Origin of the sequence: Stenotrophomonas sp. LMG 10879, from assembly GCF_002750935.1 — a bacterium.
Lineage (GTDB): Bacteria > Pseudomonadota > Gammaproteobacteria > Xanthomonadales > Xanthomonadaceae > Stenotrophomonas > Stenotrophomonas lactitubi_B.
The window spans coordinates 147,210-163,927 of the sequence record NZ_PEJT01000001.1 but is presented as its reverse complement, the minus strand read 5'-3'; the positions used below and the strand labels follow the sequence as shown (position 1 = coordinate 163,927).

The following is a 16,718-nucleotide window of genomic DNA, read 5'->3' as shown; positions in this document are numbered from 1 at the left end:
GTGCGGTGCTACATAAATCCGCAACGCAGCCGATACTTCTTTCGAGCCACGCGCCCACACGCGTCGGCGCCCGCCCCTGACCACAGATTCCATGTCCGACGGCCACGACACTGCACCGCCCGAAGTCCATGCGGCCGACGCCGCCGACGATCGCTTCCTGGTCCGCAATCCCCGCCAGGTGCGGCAGCTGCTGCGTTCTTTGATCGAGCAGCGATCACTGATCAACGCCCATATCGACGGCCGCGATCGCTCCTTCCCGACCGCCCTGCTCGAACTGGACGAGGACGAGGACATCCTGCTGCTCGATGGCAGCCCGCAGGAAGCCTCCAACCGCGCCGCCGAACAGGCCGACCACCTGCTCTGCTTCGCCCAGCTGGAACGGGTGATGGTGCGTTTCCGCCTGCACGACCTGCAGCGCGTGGACAACGAAGGCCATGTCGCCTTCCGGGCACCGTTCCCCGATGAGCTGGTGCACCTGCAGCGGCGTGAACTGTACCGGCTGGAGACCCCCATCACCGATTCACCGCACCTGCTGCTGCCGCCGGGCGAGGCCCAGGCCGAAGCGCTGTCGATGCGGGTGGTGGACATCAGTGGCGGCGGCCTGGCGGTGACCGTGCCCGTCGATTGCGCGGTCTTCAGCCTGCAACAGCGTTACCGGGCACAGTTGTCGATGCCCGATGGCCCGGACCTGCAGATCTCACTGGTGGTCTGCAACCTGCTGCCGCAACGCCTGCCCAACGGCACCGAGGTCAAGCGCGTCGGCATGCGCTTCGACGACCTGCCCCGCGGCGGCGACAGCGCCATCCAGCGCTACATCTTCCGCATCGACCGCCAGCGCAAGGCACGCCGCAACGGCGAGCTCTGACACATCCACAACCGGATCTGCCGGCCAGCGGCCAGCACTACCATCCCTGGTAGATCCACGCCACGCGTGGATGCATGCCCCAGTAGATCCACGCCATGCGTGGATGCAACCCCAGTAGATCCACGCCATGCGTGGATGCAACCCCAGTAGATCCACGCCATGCGTGGATGCAGCCCTAGTAGATCCACGCCATGCGTGGATGGATCTCTAAAGTCCCCCACTACGGGGCCGATATCGAGCCTGACACCGGCACTTCCGGCAGAACCAGGACCCCTCGATGAACGACAAGAACAGCTCCGCCGCCGGCGCCGATGGCGAATTCCTCAGCTTCACCCTCGGTGCCGAGCACTACGGCGTGGACATCCTCAAGGTGCAGGAAATCCGTGGCTACGACGCCGTCACCCGCGTCCCCGATGCCCCGGACTACATCAAGGGTGTCATCAACCTGCGCGGCACCATCGTGCCGGTGATCGACCTGCGCCTGAAGCTGCGCCTGGAAGACGCCCGCTACGACGCCTTCACCGTGATGATCGTGCTCAACGTGGAAGACCGCGTGGTCGGCATCGTGGTCGACAGCGTCTCCGACGTGATCCCGCTGTCGGCCGAGCAGATCCGCCCGACCCCGGAATTCGGCGCCGCCGTCGACACCCGCTTCATCTCCGGCATCGGCACCCACGACGACCGCATGTTGATCCTGCTGGATATCGAAACCCTGCTGGACAGCGCCGACATGGGCCAGACCCACGTCGTCGAAGACGCCGCCGCCTGAACAAACGGACCTTCTTCACGTTTCTGTTACGCAGCCCTTCAGTTCCCCCCATTCACGCCGATAGGGGGACAGAAGCCGGTCGCGCAGGAACGCGCCAAGGCCGGATCCACCATCACCATCCCCGGAGAATCACCCCGATGAAGTCCCTGCTTGCGTTCGTTTCGGCTGCCGTCCTGGCCACCACCGCTTCCTCCGCCTTCGCGCAGTCGGCCGAGATGATTCCGCCGGAGATGGCACCGCGCGCCGTCGGCAAGGACGGCATGGTCTGCGGCAAGGTCGAAAAGGCCCGCTTCGCAGAAGGTTCCGAAGGCCAGCCGACCTTCCTGTACATGGGCGGCGCCTTCCCGCGCCACACCTTCTCGGCCCGCATCGCCGGCGAGAACCGCGGCAAGTTCTCCTTCCCGCTGGAAACCTTGGAAGGCAAGACCGTGTGCGTGATCGGCAAGATCCAGCGCGATGCCTCGCGTGCGGAAATCGAAGTCAGCTCGCCGTCCAGCCTGAAGCTGGCCAACATCAAGTAATCCGCTGTCCGTCAGACCGCGCCGGCCAGCGTGCCGGCGTGGCTGTTGCAACCGGGCCCCGCGCCCGGCCGCGTCTGCCTTAGGAGATCGCAACGCCCATGCCGTGGATCAACAACCTGAAACTGATGCCGAAGCTCATGCTGACCTTCGGTGTCCTCTTGCTGGTGATGCTGCTGCAGGGCATCGTCGCCTACCGTGGCCTGCATTCGCTGAACAACGTGACCACCGAGCTGGCCGGTTCACGCATGGAAAGCATCCGCATGGCCGGCGAAATGCGCGGCATGCTCGGTGAGTACCGCAACAGCGCCTACCAGCAGCTGATCCGCGCCAGCGACGACGTCAAGGCCGACGCCCGCAAGCAGGCCGTCGAACTGCGCACCAGCATGGACAGGTCGATCAAGGACTATCCGAAGCTGGTCGACAACGCACAGCAGAAAAAGCTGTTCGACACCTTCGCCAAGGACTGGAAGGACGCGCTGGCTTCCTATGACAGCGTCACCGAAATGCTGGAGCTGGACCTGCCCGACGATGCGATCGACACCTTCGTCGGCGAGACCCGCACCAAGCACCGCAAGGCGGGCGCCGCGCTGGAAGCGCTGATCGCCGAAGACAACCGCCTCGCCCGCGCCTCGCGCGACGAAGCCGCCTCCACCTACTCCGCCTCGGCCGTGCTGACCGTGATCGCCCTGCTCGGCGGTGCCGCACTCGGCCTGGTGCTGGTGTGGCTGTTCGCCCGTGCCCTGGTCGGCAGCGTGCGTGGCGCCGTCTCGGTGGCCAACGACGTCGCCGGTGGCAAGCTCGATGGTCACATCGATGTCAGCCGCCAGGACGAAGTGGGCGAACTGATGCAGGCCATGCAGCGCATGCAGCGCGACCTGCGCGAGCGCACCGAAACCGACCAGGCGATCGCCCGCGAGAACCTGCGTATCCGCACCGCGCTGGATTACAGCTCGACCGGTGTCTACCTGACCGATCCCAGCAACACCATCGTCTACAGCAACCGCGCCCTGCAGCAGACCCTGGCCCAGTACCAGGACGAGCTGCGCCGCGACCTGCCGGACTTCGACGCACACGCCTCGCTGGTCGGCAAGCCGGTCACCGTGCTCGAGCACCGTGGCGAGATGGACAACACCCTGCTGGCCAACCTCAAGCAGCATGGCGTTGCCCGCCGCCCGATGCAGTACGGCGATGCGCAGTTCGCCCAGGTCGTGTCGACCATCCGCAACGAAGACGGCGACACCGTCGGCTACGTGGTGGAATGGCGCGACCGCACCCAGGAAGCACAGGTCGAGGCAGAAGTCGCACGGGTGATCGCCCAGGCTGCTGCCGGCGACCTGTCCGGCCGCATCGATGCCAACGACAAGGAAGGCTTCTTCCTGCAGCTGGCCCAGCAGATCAACGGCCTGCTGGACGCCAACTCGGGCAGCATCGAACAGATCTCTGGCCTGCTGGCCGCACTGTCGCAGGGTGACCTGACCGTGCGCATGCATGGCGACTACCAGGGCGTGTTCGCCCGCATGCGTGACGATGCCAACGCCACCGCCGCACAGCTGAGCGAGATCGTCACCCGCATCAAGCAGTCCAGCCGCGCAATCAGCTCGGCCGCCGGTGAAATCGCCTCGGGCAACAGCGACCTGTCGCGCCGTACCGAGCAGCAGGCGGCCAACCTGGAAGAGACCGCCGCCTCGATGGAGGAACTGACCTCCACCGTGCGCCAGAACGCCGAACACGCGCGCCAGGCCAACCAGCTCGCCATCGGTGCGCACGGCGTGGCTTCGCAGGGCGGTGAAGTGGTCGGCCAGGTGGTCGCCACCATGTCGGCCATCCAGGCCTCGTCGAAGAAGATCGCCGAGATCATCTCGGTGATCGACGGCATCGCCTTCCAGACCAACATCCTGGCGCTGAACGCCGCAGTCGAAGCCGCCCGTGCCGGCGAACAGGGCCGCGGTTTCGCCGTGGTTGCCAGCGAAGTGCGCACCCTCGCCCAGCGTTCGGCCGCAGCGGCCAAGGAGATCAAGGGCCTGATCGACGACTCGGTCGGCAAGGTCAACGACGGCTCGGCGCTGGTGCACAAGGCCGGCGCGACCATGGGCGAGATCGTCGCCTCGGTGCAGCGCGTGACCGACATCATGTCCGAGATCTCCGCTGCCTCGCAGGAGCAGAGCGCTGGCATCGAGCAGGTCAACCAGACCGTGGTGCAGATGGACGAAACCACCCAGCAGAACGCCGCGCTGGTGGAAGAAGCCACTGCTGCCGCACGTGCGATGGAAGAACAGGCGGGTCATCTGAGCGAGGCGGTATCGATCTTCGTGGTCGACGAAGCCGAAGTCGTGGTCGCCGCGCGCACGCCGGCACCGCGTGCTGCTGCCCCGGCTGCCCCGGCACCGATGGCACCGCCGGCCCGACGCGTCAGCGGCGCTCGCCCGGCAGTGACCGAACTGGCCGATGGAGACTGGCAGGAGTTCTGATTCCTGCCTGACCTGACCCACGAATACGCCCCGGCCCTGCGCTGGGGCGTTTTTGTTTCCGGAGTATCTGATTATCCAGCCAACGGCGAAGCCCCTCGTGGTGGTCGCTCGAAGCCCTAGGCTGCTGAGGGTTGGCCGGGAGGATGGGCTGCGCAGGGGACGCCGTGAATACGTCCCTGTAGGCTCGGGCGCGCCTTGCTCGTGTGCGCTGTCCTGCGCACACGGCAAGACCGGGGTTGGGCGTCCTGCCCAACCCGCCCGAGGCATGCCTCGGGCCCATGGCGCTTACGCCCCTGCGCAGCCAACCCTCCCGGCCACGGACGGTTTCCGTGCGCGATCCACCCCGGATTGAAGAAGGAAGAGCAAGAGCACCAGCCGCACCGTTTCCGGGGTCAGATCCGTTTTCCGCAGGAAAACGGATCTGACCCCTCTTTCCACCTGGAAACCCAACGCTCTTGCCGTCCGACATTGGAATGCCTGATGAGTCGTGCGGGGATGGGCTGGCGGGACCGTTGGCGCCATGGATGGCGCCATCGAGCCCCCAGGGACGGGTTTACGGCGTGTCCCGCCAGCCCATCCCCGCACGGCTCCCTCTAAACATCGCAGAGCCGACCAACCGCCGTTGCTGTTGCTGTTGCTGTTGCTGTTGCTGTTGCTGTTGCTTCAGAGCCTGCCGCAGGCAGCGCCGCAGACGCCGCTGCAAGGAAACCTGAATACGTTCGAACAGCCCGCCTCAATCCCCCGCCCCCGCGGCCGATAACGGTCATGTCACCGCTGCTCCCGACCAGCACCGGCGCCTCCACCCACCACGACCCGGGTACTGCTCGATGAATCTCCTGCATCGCTGGCAACACTACTTCAGCAATCTCTCCGTCCGGCGCAAGCTCAACCTGCTCACGCTGCTGATCGCGCTGGGCGTGATCGCGCTGTCGGTGATCGCTGCCCGCATGCAGTACCTGGACCTCACCGATACCCGCAAGTCTTCGCTGAAGACCCAGGTCGAACTGAGCTACGGCATCCTCGACCACTACCACCGCCTGGCCGGAACCGGTGAACTCAGCGAAGAAGCCGCCAAGGCCGCCGCGCTGCAGGCGCTGGAAGTCATGCGCGCGCACAACGATACCTATTACTACAACATCTACGACACCGGCTATCACGTGCTCATGCACCCGTTCCGCAAGGATCTGGTGGGCAAGGACATGAAGGATTTCCGTACCGGCGATGGCATCCGCATCTACTACGACCAGATCGAAGCGGCCAAGGCCGGCGGCGGCTTCGTCGCCTATCGCTGGGCCAAGCCCGGCGAAAAGGGCGAGGTCGAAAAGGTCGCCTATGCCGGCCTGTTCAAGCCCTGGAACTGGGTGGTCAGCAGCGGCGTCTACATGGATGACGTGCAGCAGCAGGCACTGGTCTTCACCGCCATCATGACCCTGGCCGGCGGCGTGCTGGTGCTGATCGTGCTGGCCCTGAGCTGGGTCATCGGCAACCGCATCGCGCGCCCATTGAAGCAGGCTACCGCCGTCGCAGAGGGCATCGCTGGCGGCAAGCTGGACAGCCACATCGGCCCGCAGCCGCATGACGAACCCGGTCGCCTGCTCGAAGCGATGTCACGCATGCAGCAGCAGCTGCACGCAGTCATCAGTGGCCAGCGCGAGATGGCGCGCCGTCACGATGAAGGTGAGCTCAGCTACCGTATCGACGCCAGCGCCTTCCCCGGCGAATACGGGCTGATGGTGCAGGAAACCAACGTCCTGGTCGGCAGCCACGTGCAGACCCTGCACGATGTACTGCACGTCGTGCAGCAGTACGCCGTCGGCGACCTCAGCGGCGACATCGCCCGCTACCCGGGCGAAAAGGCGGCGATGACCACCACCGTCGACACGGTCAAGGCCAACCTCGGCCGCATCAATGCCGAGATCAAGCAGCTGGCCAGTGCCGCAGCCGCCGGCGACTTCAGCCAGCGCGGCGACGCACAGCGCTTCGATCACGATTTCCGCACCATGCTGGAAAACCTCAACGCCATGATGGCGGTCAGTGATGACAACCTCGGCAAGCTCTCACAGCTGCTGTCGTCCATCGCCGACGGCGACCTGACCGCACGCATGCATGGTGACTACCAGGGCGTGTTCGCGCGCATGCGTGACGATGCCAACGCCACGGTCAGCCAGCTGACCCAGATCGTTGGCCAGATCCAGCTCAGCGCCTCCAGCATCACCCTGTCGGCCGGCGAGATCGCCTCGGGCAACAGCGACCTGTCGCGCCGCACCGAACAGCAGGCGGCCAACCTGGAAGAAACCGCCGCTTCGATGGAGGAACTGACCTCCACCGTGCGCCAGAACGCCGAGCACGCACGCCAGGCCAACCAGCTCGCCATCGGTGCGCATGGCGTGGCCTCGCAGGGCGGCAGCGTGGTGGGTCAGGTGGTCACCACCATGTCGGCCATCGAAGCGTCCTCGAAGAAGATCGCCGAGATCATCTCGGTCATCGATGGCATCGCCTTCCAGACCAATATCCTGGCGCTGAATGCCGCAGTCGAAGCGGCCCGTGCCGGCGAACAGGGCCGTGGTTTCGCCGTGGTCGCCAGCGAGGTGCGTACCCTCGCCCAGCGCTCGGCCGCCGCCGCCAAGGAGATCAAGGGCCTGATCGATGATTCGGTCGGCAAGGTCGCCGAAGGCTCCAGCCTGGTCCACCAGGCCGGCAGCACCATGGGCGAGATCGTCGCCTCGGTGCAGCGCGTGACCGACATCATGGCCGAGATCTCCGCCGCCTCGCAGGAACAGTCGGCCGGCATCGAACAGGTCAACCAGACCGTAGTGCAGATGGATGAAACCACCCAGCAGAACGCCGCGCTGGTGGAAGAAGCCACCGCCGCCGCACGTGCGATGGAAGAGCAGGCCGCGCAGCTGGCCGACGCCGTCGCGATCTTCCGTCTCGACAACCAGGTCGCCGTCGCAGTGAAGGCGGTGACCGCGAAGGTCGCACCGAAGGCCGCCAGTGCTGCACCGTCGCGGCCGCCGTCGACACCCGCACCGATCCGCCGTACCCACTCCAGCACCGTCGTTTCCAACGACGGCGACTGGCAGGAATTCTGATCCTCGCGGCGGCTGCGGCCGCCGCCCCGCCGATGGACACGTCACCCGTGCAGAGCCCTACCCCCATCGTCAGCGGTACGCGCGAATTCGAGTTCGCCGACCGTGATTTCCGCCGCGTCTGCGACCTGATCTACCAGCGCGTGGGCATTGCCCTCGCCCCGGCCAAGCGCGACATGGTGTACGGACGCCTGTCGCGCCGCCTGCGCACGCTGGGCATGCGCAGCTTCCAGCAGTACCTGGATCACCTGGAACAGGGCGATGGTGACGAGTGGCAGGCATTCACCAATGCGCTGACCACCAATCTCACCGCGTTCTTCCGCGAGCCGCACCATTTCGACAAGCTGCGCGAGGAACTGCAGCAGCGCAACGGGCGCGGCCCGCTGCTGCTGTGGTCGTGCGCCGCCTCCACCGGTGAAGAGCCCTACTCGATGGCGATCACCGCCTGCGAAGCGTTCGGCACCCTGAAGCCGCCGGTGCGCATTGTCGCCACCGACGTCGATACCCAGGTGCTGGCCACCGCCGGGCGCGGCGTCTACAACATCGACCGTGTCGCCGGCCTCGATCCGGACCTGCGTCGCCGCTACTTCCAGCGCGGCAGCGGCCCCAACGAAGGCCAGTGCCGCGTGTTGCCGGCGCTGCGCGAGCTGATCGAGTTCCGCCCGTTGAACCTGCTGGCGCCGCGCTACGACGTCGGCGGCCCGTTCGATGCGCTGTTCTGCCGCAACGTGATGATCTACTTCGACAAGCCGACCCAGCGCGCGATTCTCGGCCGCCTGGTCAATCACCTGGCCGACGACGGCCTGCTCTACACCGGCCACTCGGAGAACTACCTGCACGCCGCCGATCTGATCCAGCCCTGCGGCCGTACCCTGTACCGGCGCGCGCAGGGAGCCAGCGCATGAATGCTTCGCTGCGCACCGATGATGTGATGCGCTACCAGGACGCACGCTTCAAGACCATCGCCGCCAAGCTGCTGCCGACCCAGTACCTGGTGGTGGATGACACCACCGCGCTGACCACGACGCTGGGTTCATGCGTGGCGGCGTGCCTGCGCGACCCGGTACTGAAGATCGGCGGCATGAACCACTTCCTGCTGCCCGAGGGCAACGCCGGCGACGGCGCGCCCGCACGCTATGGCAGCTACGCGATGGAACTGCTGATCAACGACATGCTCAAGCGTGGCGCACATCGCAAGCGCATCGAGGCGAAGGTATTCGGTGGTGCCAACGTGCTGAAGGGCTTCACCAGCAATCCGGTAGGCACGCGCAACGCCGAATTCGTGCGCCAGTACCTGCAGGCCGAGCATATCCCGATCCTCGCCGAGGACCTGTGCGGCATCCACCCGCGCAAGATCTGGTTCTTCGCCGATACCGGCCGCGTCGTCGTGCAGCGCCTGCCGCACGCCCACGAAGCCGAAGTGGCCGCGACCGAATCGGCCGTGCGCGCACGCCTGTCGAAGGCCCCGGTCACCGGTGGCGTGGAGCTGTTCGAATGACCCTGACCGGCAACGCCCCCTGCCGGGTCCTGATCGTCGACGATTCCGCCGTCGTGCGGCAGATGCTCACCGAAATCCTGTCCAGCGATCCGGCCATCGACGTGGTCGGCACCGCTGCCGACCCGCTGCTGGCCCGCGAGAAGATCAAGCGCCTGGCCCCGGACGTGATCACCCTGGACGTGGAAATGCCACGCATGGATGGCCTGGCGTTCCTGGAAAACCTGATGCGCCTGCACCCGTTGCCGGTGGTGATGATCTCGTCGCTGACCGAGCGCGGTGCCGATACCACCCTGCAGGCGCTGGGTCTGGGCGCGGTGGACTTCGTTTCCAAGCCCAAGCTTGATGTAGCCCGTGGCCTGCAGGCCTATGCCGATGAAATCATCGCCAAGGTGAAGATGGCCGCGCGCTCACGGGTGCGCCCGCTGGTGCGCGTTGCCACACCGAAACTCACGTTGGACGCCGCCCCGGCCATGCGTCCGGCAGCAACGCAGTTCCGTACCACTGACCGCCTGATCGCCATCGGCTCCTCGGCCGGCGGTACCGAAGCATTGCGCGTGGTGCTGGAAGGCATGCCCGCCGACGGTCCCGCAGTGGTAATGACCCAGCACCTGCCCGCCAGTTTCAGCACCGCCTTCGCCGAGCGCCTGGACCGCCATTCGGCGATGGCGGTACGCGAAGCCAGCGATGGTGAAGCGGTGCTGCCCGGCCACGCGTACCTGCCACCCGGCGGCAAGCACCTGCGGATCATCCGCGACGGTGCGCGCTGGCGCTGCCGGGTCGACGACGGCCCGGCGGTGAACCGGCACAAGCCGGCCGTCGACGTGCTGTTCCGCTCGGTGGCGCAGGCCGCCGGCGGCAATGCCATCGGCGCCATCCTCACCGGCATGGGCGATGACGGCGCACGCGGCCTGCTGGAAATGCGCCAGGCCGGTGCGCCGACGCTGGTGCAGGACGAGGCCACCAGCGTGGTCTGGGGCATGCCCGGTGCCGCGTTCAAGCTCGGCGCGGCCGAGGAACAGGTGCCGTTGGAGCGCATTACGGAACGATTGCTGGCGCTGGCCCGCGGCTGACCGTCCACCGCATTGCACCGCCTCACCCTGTCTTCCAGACGCCGGCCCCGGAAGGGTCGGCGTGGCTGTTTTGCTTTTCAAGGAGCTTGACGATGGCCCAGCGTACCTTCCGCATTCAATCATCCCTGCTGGCGACCGCCCTGCTGGTCCCACTGACGGCTGCCGCTGACGGGCTGCCGCCATCGCCGCAGGCCACCCCTGCCGCTGCCGCCGTCACGGACGGTGTTGCACCGTGGACCGAGCGGGTCCAGATCCAGAGCGGTCCGGATACCGGATCGCAGCGTGTCCACGCACCGGATGTAGCACTGCGCATCGTTACCCCCGATGACAGCGAGGCGCTCACCCCGAAGGGACTGGCACTGCTCTTCAGCGGCAATGAGCCGGACTACTTCCGGCGCAACACCCTGCCCGGCAGCATCGTCGAGAGCCAGGCCAGCCCCGCCATCACCCTCATGCCGTCGGTGGCCAAGGCACTGGTGGGCGGCTACTTCAGGCACGTCCCCGATGCCGTGCCCAACCAAGCCAGCACCCTGCGCTTCAGTGCGGACAGATGGGCCCTGGTGCACCAGGGCAATACGCGGAAGGATCCCCTCTACCGCCTCAATCACTCCAGCACCATCCAGCAGCGCCGTGCCGACGGCACGCTGGCGGAAATCATCAGCTGCAATGACAGCGACAACCGGGCGACTCTGGACGCATGGCAAGCCAATGATTACGCGCGGCTCAAGGCGGCCGCGCAGATGATCACGATGAAATGCATCGAAAAGCTGGTCAAGAGAATCCCCGCGATGTACCCGCGCCCGTTGGCCGCTGAAGATGTCAGCGCCTACGCTGACGGCGTCGTGCCACCGGCACGCGTGCGCGTCTACGCCGCCTTGGGGCGGACCACCACCCTGTACACCGATGCCGCCTGCCGCGAAGACTACCGCGACAGGATCGACGTCAAGTACAACAACGCCGGCGACAAGGGCGTGCGCGGCATCCCCGTCACGGAAACCCTGCGCAGCAAGGAGAACGAGCGGTTCTCCATGCTGAGCTACCAGGAATACGAAGTCCCCGGTGGCAAGCCGCTGATCTTCGAGGCACATTTCGACGCAAGCAGTCGCCTGTACTGCGACGGCAAGCTGTCGGGCCAGTTCGTGGCCAGACCCGGCCAGGATTACGAGGTGGAATTTGAAGTGGCCGACAAGATCTGTCGGCTGCATATCCGCCAGGTGCATGCCGACGGCAGCATGACCCCGCAGCAGGCACGGGCGACCCCGACCATCTGTGAGGGCACCCGCGCGCCGGTCCGCATCGAGCCGCGCCAGGACATGCAGGTGCTGCTGTTCAACCCCGGCCAGCTGCAGATCCAGGATGCCAACCAAGGCAGCGCGCCGAAGCAGCTGAGCGACGATGCGGGCAGCAGCGAGGCACTGCAGCAGATGCTGCAACAGGCCAGCGGCAATCCCGGCACGCGCCTGTGCGTGGTGGTACCGGCCACGGACTACAGCAGCGTCCTGCACGATGCCGTTCGCCAACGCGTGCTGGATGCACCGCAGGTGTTGCCCAGCCTGTGGGAGGAAGCGGCGTCAGTGAACCAGCGCCGCAATGCCGCCGCCGATGCTCCGCTCGACATCGCCACTGCGGTGAGCCACTGCAAGGCGTTCCCGATCAAGGAATTCGTGGCGCAGTGAGTCGCAGCGCGCGCCTCCATCATTTTTCCCCAAGGAGTACCACCGTGGCATTACGCCCAACCTGCCTCACCGCCGCGATCGCGGCCTGCCTGCTGCTGGCTCCGTCGGCCCACGCCATCGACGAAGCGCCCGCACCCACACCTGTCGCCGCCGCCGTAGCCGCGACCGAGGCAACGCCCGATCCGGCGGCGAATGCCGCACCGGCGCCAGAGGCATCGGACGCTGCGTCCACGGCTGCTGGATCCGTTGATGAAGCAGCGGCAACCGTGGCCGCCCCCGCCGCCGGGAATGTTGCAGCGGCTCCGGCGCCCGCCACCGATCTCAGCAGCCTGCAACGGGTGAAGGTCACCTCCGGCCTGGGGCTTGGGCCCAACGGCAATCGCGTGGGCGACCCTGTCCTGCGCCTGGTAATGCGCGCCGACACTGCTGCCGTCACCGCGGCCAAGGTCGGGCTGTCCGCTCTGGCGTTCGTCACTGGCGTGGGTGACATCGGCACCAGCAACAGCTTCAGCAAGAACAACGTGCGTGGCGACGACATTCAATCCGTGCCCAGCCCGGCCTACGGCGCGTTGCCGGGCATGATCCGTGAGCAGCTGGCGCTCTATTTCGCAGCGCATCCCGGCGCCATTCCCAGCGACGAGCGTACCGTGGAGGCCAGCGCCGGTCAGTGGTCGCTGGTGTACCAGAAGCTCAGCGACGCAGAGACACCCTACGAGCTGCGCCACGATGTAACCATCGGCTTCCCGCTGGTGCGCAAGCTGTTCCGCAGCGCCAGTGGCGGCCAGGGCGTGCACTGCCAGGACGAAGCGCGGGTTGCCCCGCTGCAGGAATGGCAGGCCGACAACTACGCCAAGGCGAAAGCCGCATCGCGTGAATTCGCCGAAGCCTGCATGGTCCGCTTCGTCGCCGAACTGCCGCGCCTGTTCCCCGACCACGGTGTGCTGCCGGAAACGGCCGCGGAACCGGAGCTGCCTACGGACGCGCCAGCCGTGACCGAGGAAGCGGCCGCCGTCACCCAGGCTTGACGCCCCGGTAGTGCCGGCCGCTGGCCGGCAACGCTCTTGACCTCGCGCGTGTGCCGGCAAACGGCCGGCACTACCAGGCATCATCCGCACAACAAAAAACCCCCGGCGTTCACCGGGGGCTCTTCGTTTCAGCTGGATGCCGGCCAGCGGCCGGCACTACCCTCAGGCAGCGACCGTGTTGGCCACGTCCTGGTATTCCTCGATCTGGTCGAAGTTCATGTAGCGGTAGATCTCCGCGCCGCTGGCGGCGATCACGCCCACATCGGCCATGTACTCTTCCTTGGTCGGAATGCGGCCCAGACGCGAGCAGATCGCGGCCAGTTCGGCCGAACCCAGGTACACGTTGGTGTTGCGGCCCAGACGGTTCGGGAAGTTGCGGGTCGAGGTCGACATCGCGGTGGAGCCTTCGCGGATCTGTGCCTGGTTGCCCATGCACAGCGAGCAGCCCGGCATTTCCATGCGTGCGCCGGTGGCGCCGAAGGTGCCGTACACGCCTTCCTTGGTCAGCTCGGACGCATCCATCTTGGTCGGCGGGGCCACCCACAGGCGGGTCGGCAGGTCGCGCTTGCCTTCCAGCAGCTTGGCAGCCGCGCGGAAGTGACCGATGTTGGTCATGCACGAACCGATGAACACTTCGTCGATCTTCGCACCCGCGACTTCGGACAGGGTCTTCACGTCGTCCGGGTCGTTCGGGCAGGCCACGATCGGCTCGTGGATGTCGGCCAGGTCGATCTCGATGACGGCGGCGTACTCGGCGTCGGCATCCGGCTCCAGCAGCTCCGGGTTGGCCAGCCACGCTTCCATCTTCTCGATGCGACGCTGCAGCGAACGCGGATCCTGGTAACCCTCGGCAATCATCCACTTCAGCAGGGTGATGTTGCTGGTCAGGTACTCGATGATCGGTTCCTTGTTCAGGCGCACCGAGCAACCGGCCGCCGAACGCTCGGCCGAGGCATCGGACAGTTCGAACGCCTGTTCGACCTTCAGTTCCGGCAGGCCTTCGATTTCCAGGATGCGGCCGGAGAAGATGTTCTTCTTGCCAGCCTTGGCCACGGTCAGCAGGCCCGACTTGATGGCGTACAGCGGGATCGCGTTGACCAGGTCACGCAGGGTCACGCCCGGCTGCATCTTGCCCTTGAAGCGCACCAGCACCGATTCCGGCATGTCCAGCGGCATGACGCCGGTGGCAGCGGCGAAGGCGACCAGGCCCGAACCGGCCGGGAACGAAATGCCTACCGGGAAACGGGTGTGCGAGTCGCCGCCGGTGCCGACGGTATCCGGCAGCAGCATGCGGTTGAGCCAGCTGTGGATCACGCCGTCGCCCGGACGCAGCGAGATGCCGCCACGGGTGGAGATGAACTCTGGCAGGGTGTGGTGGGTCTTGACGTCCACCGGCTTCGGGTAGGCCGCGGTGTGGCAGAACGACTGCATCACCAGGTCGGCCGAGAAGCCCAGGCAGGCCAGGTCCTTCAGCTCGTCGCGGGTCATCGGGCCGGTGGTGTCCTGCGAGCCCACCGAGGTCATCTTCGGTTCGCAGTAGGTGCCCGGGCGCATGCCCTGCCCTTCAGCCAGGCCACAGGCGCGGCCGACCATCTTCTGTGCCAGCGAGAAGCCCTTGCCGGTGTCGGCCGGCTGTACCGGCAGGCGGAACAGGTCGGTCGGGGCCAGGCCCAGCGCTTCGCGCGCCTTGCCGGTCAGGCCACGGCCGATGATCAGCGGAATGCGGCCACCGGCACGCACTTCGTCGAACAGCACGTCGGACTTGACCTGGAACTCGGCGATCACTTCGCCGTTCTTCAGCGCCTTGCCTTCGTACGGACGCAGCTCGACCACATCGCCGTGCTCCATCTTCGACACGTCCAGCTCGATCGGCAGCGCGCCAGCATCTTCCATGGTGTTGTAGAAGATCGGGGCGATCTTCGAACCCAGGCAGACGCCACCGGCGCGCTTGTTCGGGATGAACGGAATGTCATCGCCGGTCCACCACAGCACGCTGTTGGTGGCCGACTTGCGCGAGGAACCGGTACCGACGACGTCGCCGACATAGGCGACCAGGTGGCCCTTGTCCTTCAGGTCGAGGATCTGCTGGATCGGGCCGCGCTTGCCGTCTTCTTCCGGGGTGAACGGCGCATCGTCGCGCTTGTTCTTCAGCATCGCCAGGGCGTGCATCGGAATGTCAGGGCGGGTGGTCGCGTCCGGTGCCGGCGACAGGTCGTCGGTGTTGGTCTCACCCGGCACCTTGAACACGGTGACGGTCAGGCTCTGCGGCACTTCCGGGTTGCTGGTGAACCACTCGGCATCGGCCCAGCTCTGCAGCACGGACTGGGCGTTGGCGTTGCCGGCCTTGGCCTTTTCCTGCACGTCGTGGAAGGCGTCGAACACCAGCAGGGTCTTCTTCAGCGCGTCGGCAGCGATGGCGCCGACGCTGGCATCGTCCAGCAGCTGCACCAGCGGCGCGACGTTGTAACCGCCCAGCATGGTGCCCAGCAGTTCGGTGGCGCGCTCGCGGCTGATCAGCGGGTTCTGCTCGCTGCCCAGTGCGATCGCGGCCAGGTACGAGGCCTTGACCTTGGCAGCGTCATCGACGCCGGCCGGCACGCGGTGGGTCAGCAGGTCGAGCAGGAACTCGGCCTCGCCCTGCGGCGGGTTCTTCAGCAGTTCGATGACATCGGCCGTCTGCTGCGCGGTCAGCGGCAGGGGCGGGATGCCAAGCGCAGCGCGCTCGGCGACGTGGTGGCGGTAGGCTTCCAACATGACAACTCCCGGGTAATGCGTGAGGTGAATAAAAAGTGGGCTCAGGCTTGCGGCACGATCAGCTTCAGGCCCTTGAAGTAGTCGCGATAAAACGTGTCGTTCCAGGTGATCAGGCCGTCGCACTGCAGCAGTGCGTGGGCGCCGACCATGAATTCGTCCAGGCTGCGGCGGCTGCCGCTGCGCTGGCGGTGACGGCGGTGCATCTCGCCGGCGCGCAACGCCGACTTGGCTTCCATCGGGTTGAAGTGCACGCCCATTTCTTCCAGCGCTTCGAGCACCTCGGCGCCGCCGCGCAGTGATGCGCAGACTTCGGCCAGGGTCGCGCCGCAGACCACCACGCGGCCACCGACCAGGCTCTGCCGGAGGATGGCCTCCACGGCATCGGCCTGCGGACCATTGCTGAGCAGCTCGACCAGTACCGGCGAATCGACGGCGATCATCACCGATCAGTCCTCGTCGCGCACCGAACGCACGGCTGCGTCGGACGATTCGAAGCCGTCCAGCGCGAACTTGCCGCGTGCCCGTGAAATGGCATCGTCAACACTCTTGCGCAGGATGATGCGGCTGCCGTCCAGCTCGACCTTCAGCAGCGTGCCCTTGGTCAGGCCGAGGGCATCACGCACCGCCTTGGGCAGGGTGATCTGTCCGCGTTCTGCAACAGTGGCTTCCATCGGTACGCCCTCTTCGGTATGCATGAATTATACATACCGAAAGGGCCATACCGCCAGCTGCGTCCCTGCAACACCGACCGCAGGCAGGCAGTGAACCTGATACGCTCGCCCCTTCCCTGCCCGCTGCGGCTGCAGGTCCGCCGGCAGATTTCCGCGAATGTCACCCGGCGATAGTCGTTCAGGTATCAGTTTGCTAGCGCCCACGGGTAGCCGCCGCCAACGGCCACCCATGGCGCTGTTTTCGTCGTGCTACGTGAGCCCATCTTTCCTGAACGGGAAAATATCTGGTCCGCCAGGAACCCGCCAGCCGGT

At 66.3% G+C, this 16,718-nt stretch carries 13 protein-coding genes; 10 read left to right on the top strand and 3 right to left on the bottom strand.

Annotated features, from left to right (window positions below; all coding sequences use genetic code 11):
* Positions 1-91 precede the first annotated feature (91 nt).
* From CR919_RS00645 to CR919_RS00600, 10 genes are all read left to right on the top strand, one after another.
* A complete protein-coding gene (locus CR919_RS00645; protein ID WP_099818378.1) occupies positions 92-865 on the top strand; it encodes a flagellar brake protein in 774 nt (257 codons plus the stop codon).
* Positions 866-1,142: 277 nt separating this feature from the next.
* Positions 1,143-1,634, top strand: coding sequence for a chemotaxis protein CheW (locus CR919_RS00640; RefSeq protein WP_099818377.1), 492 nt, complete (start codon positions 1,143-1,145; stop codon positions 1,632-1,634).
* 137 nt (positions 1,635-1,771) lie between these two features.
* Positions 1,772-2,155 carry a hypothetical protein gene (locus tag CR919_RS00635; protein ID WP_025878966.1) on the top strand — a complete coding sequence of 128 codons (384 nt, stop codon included), beginning with the start codon at positions 1,772-1,774 and terminating at the stop codon, positions 2,153-2,155.
* Between the two features lie 98 nt (positions 2,156-2,253).
* Positions 2,254-4,623, top strand: a complete 2,370-nt coding sequence (locus CR919_RS00630) for a methyl-accepting chemotaxis protein (protein WP_099818376.1) — start codon at positions 2,254-2,256, stop codon at positions 4,621-4,623.
* A gap of 827 nt (positions 4,624-5,450) precedes the next feature.
* Positions 5,451-7,715, top strand: coding sequence for a methyl-accepting chemotaxis protein (locus CR919_RS00625; protein WP_099818375.1), 2,265 nt, complete (start codon positions 5,451-5,453; stop codon positions 7,713-7,715).
* A gap of 32 nt (positions 7,716-7,747) precedes the next feature.
* Positions 7,748-8,617, top strand: a complete 870-nt coding sequence (locus CR919_RS00620) for a CheR family methyltransferase (RefSeq protein WP_099818374.1) — start codon at positions 7,748-7,750, stop codon at positions 8,615-8,617.
* A complete protein-coding gene (gene cheD / locus CR919_RS00615) occupies positions 8,614-9,210 on the top strand; it encodes a chemoreceptor glutamine deamidase CheD (RefSeq protein ID WP_025878962.1) in 597 nt (198 codons plus the stop codon). Before CR919_RS00620 ends, cheD begins: the two co-directional genes overlap by 4 nt.
* Positions 9,207-10,280 carry a chemotaxis response regulator protein-glutamate methylesterase gene (locus CR919_RS00610; RefSeq protein ID WP_099818373.1) on the top strand — a complete coding sequence of 358 codons (1,074 nt, stop codon included), beginning with the start codon at positions 9,207-9,209 and terminating at the stop codon, positions 10,278-10,280. The genes cheD and CR919_RS00610 overlap by 4 nt, the downstream gene beginning before the upstream one ends.
* Positions 10,281-10,372: 92 nt before the next feature.
* Positions 10,373-11,956: a hypothetical protein gene (locus CR919_RS00605; protein ID WP_099818372.1), complete on the top strand. Its 1,584-nt coding sequence runs from the start codon at positions 10,373-10,375 to the stop codon at positions 11,954-11,956.
* Between the two features lie 44 nt (positions 11,957-12,000).
* Positions 12,001-12,981 (top strand): hypothetical protein, encoded by a 981-nt coding sequence (locus tag CR919_RS00600; RefSeq protein WP_099818371.1) that lies wholly within the window; start codon positions 12,001-12,003, stop codon positions 12,979-12,981.
* A 162-nt stretch (positions 12,982-13,143) separates the two neighbouring features.
* On the opposite strand, the gene acnB is transcribed toward CR919_RS00600, so the two are convergent.
* From acnB to CR919_RS00585, 3 genes are read right to left on the bottom strand one after another with little or no spacing between them, the layout of a single operon-like run.
* Positions 13,144-15,735, bottom strand: a complete 2,592-nt coding sequence (gene acnB / locus CR919_RS00595) for a bifunctional aconitate hydratase 2/2-methylisocitrate dehydratase (protein WP_099818370.1) — start codon at positions 15,733-15,735, stop codon at positions 13,144-13,146.
* Between the two features lie 41 nt (positions 15,736-15,776).
* Entirely contained in the window at positions 15,777-16,175 is a 399-nt protein-coding gene (locus CR919_RS00590) for a type II toxin-antitoxin system VapC family toxin (protein WP_008267153.1), read from the bottom strand.
* Positions 16,176-16,181: 6 nt separating this feature from the next.
* A complete protein-coding gene (locus tag CR919_RS00585) occupies positions 16,182-16,406 on the bottom strand; it encodes an AbrB/MazE/SpoVT family DNA-binding domain-containing protein (protein WP_008268694.1) in 225 nt (74 codons plus the stop codon).
* Positions 16,407-16,718 lie beyond the last annotated feature (312 nt).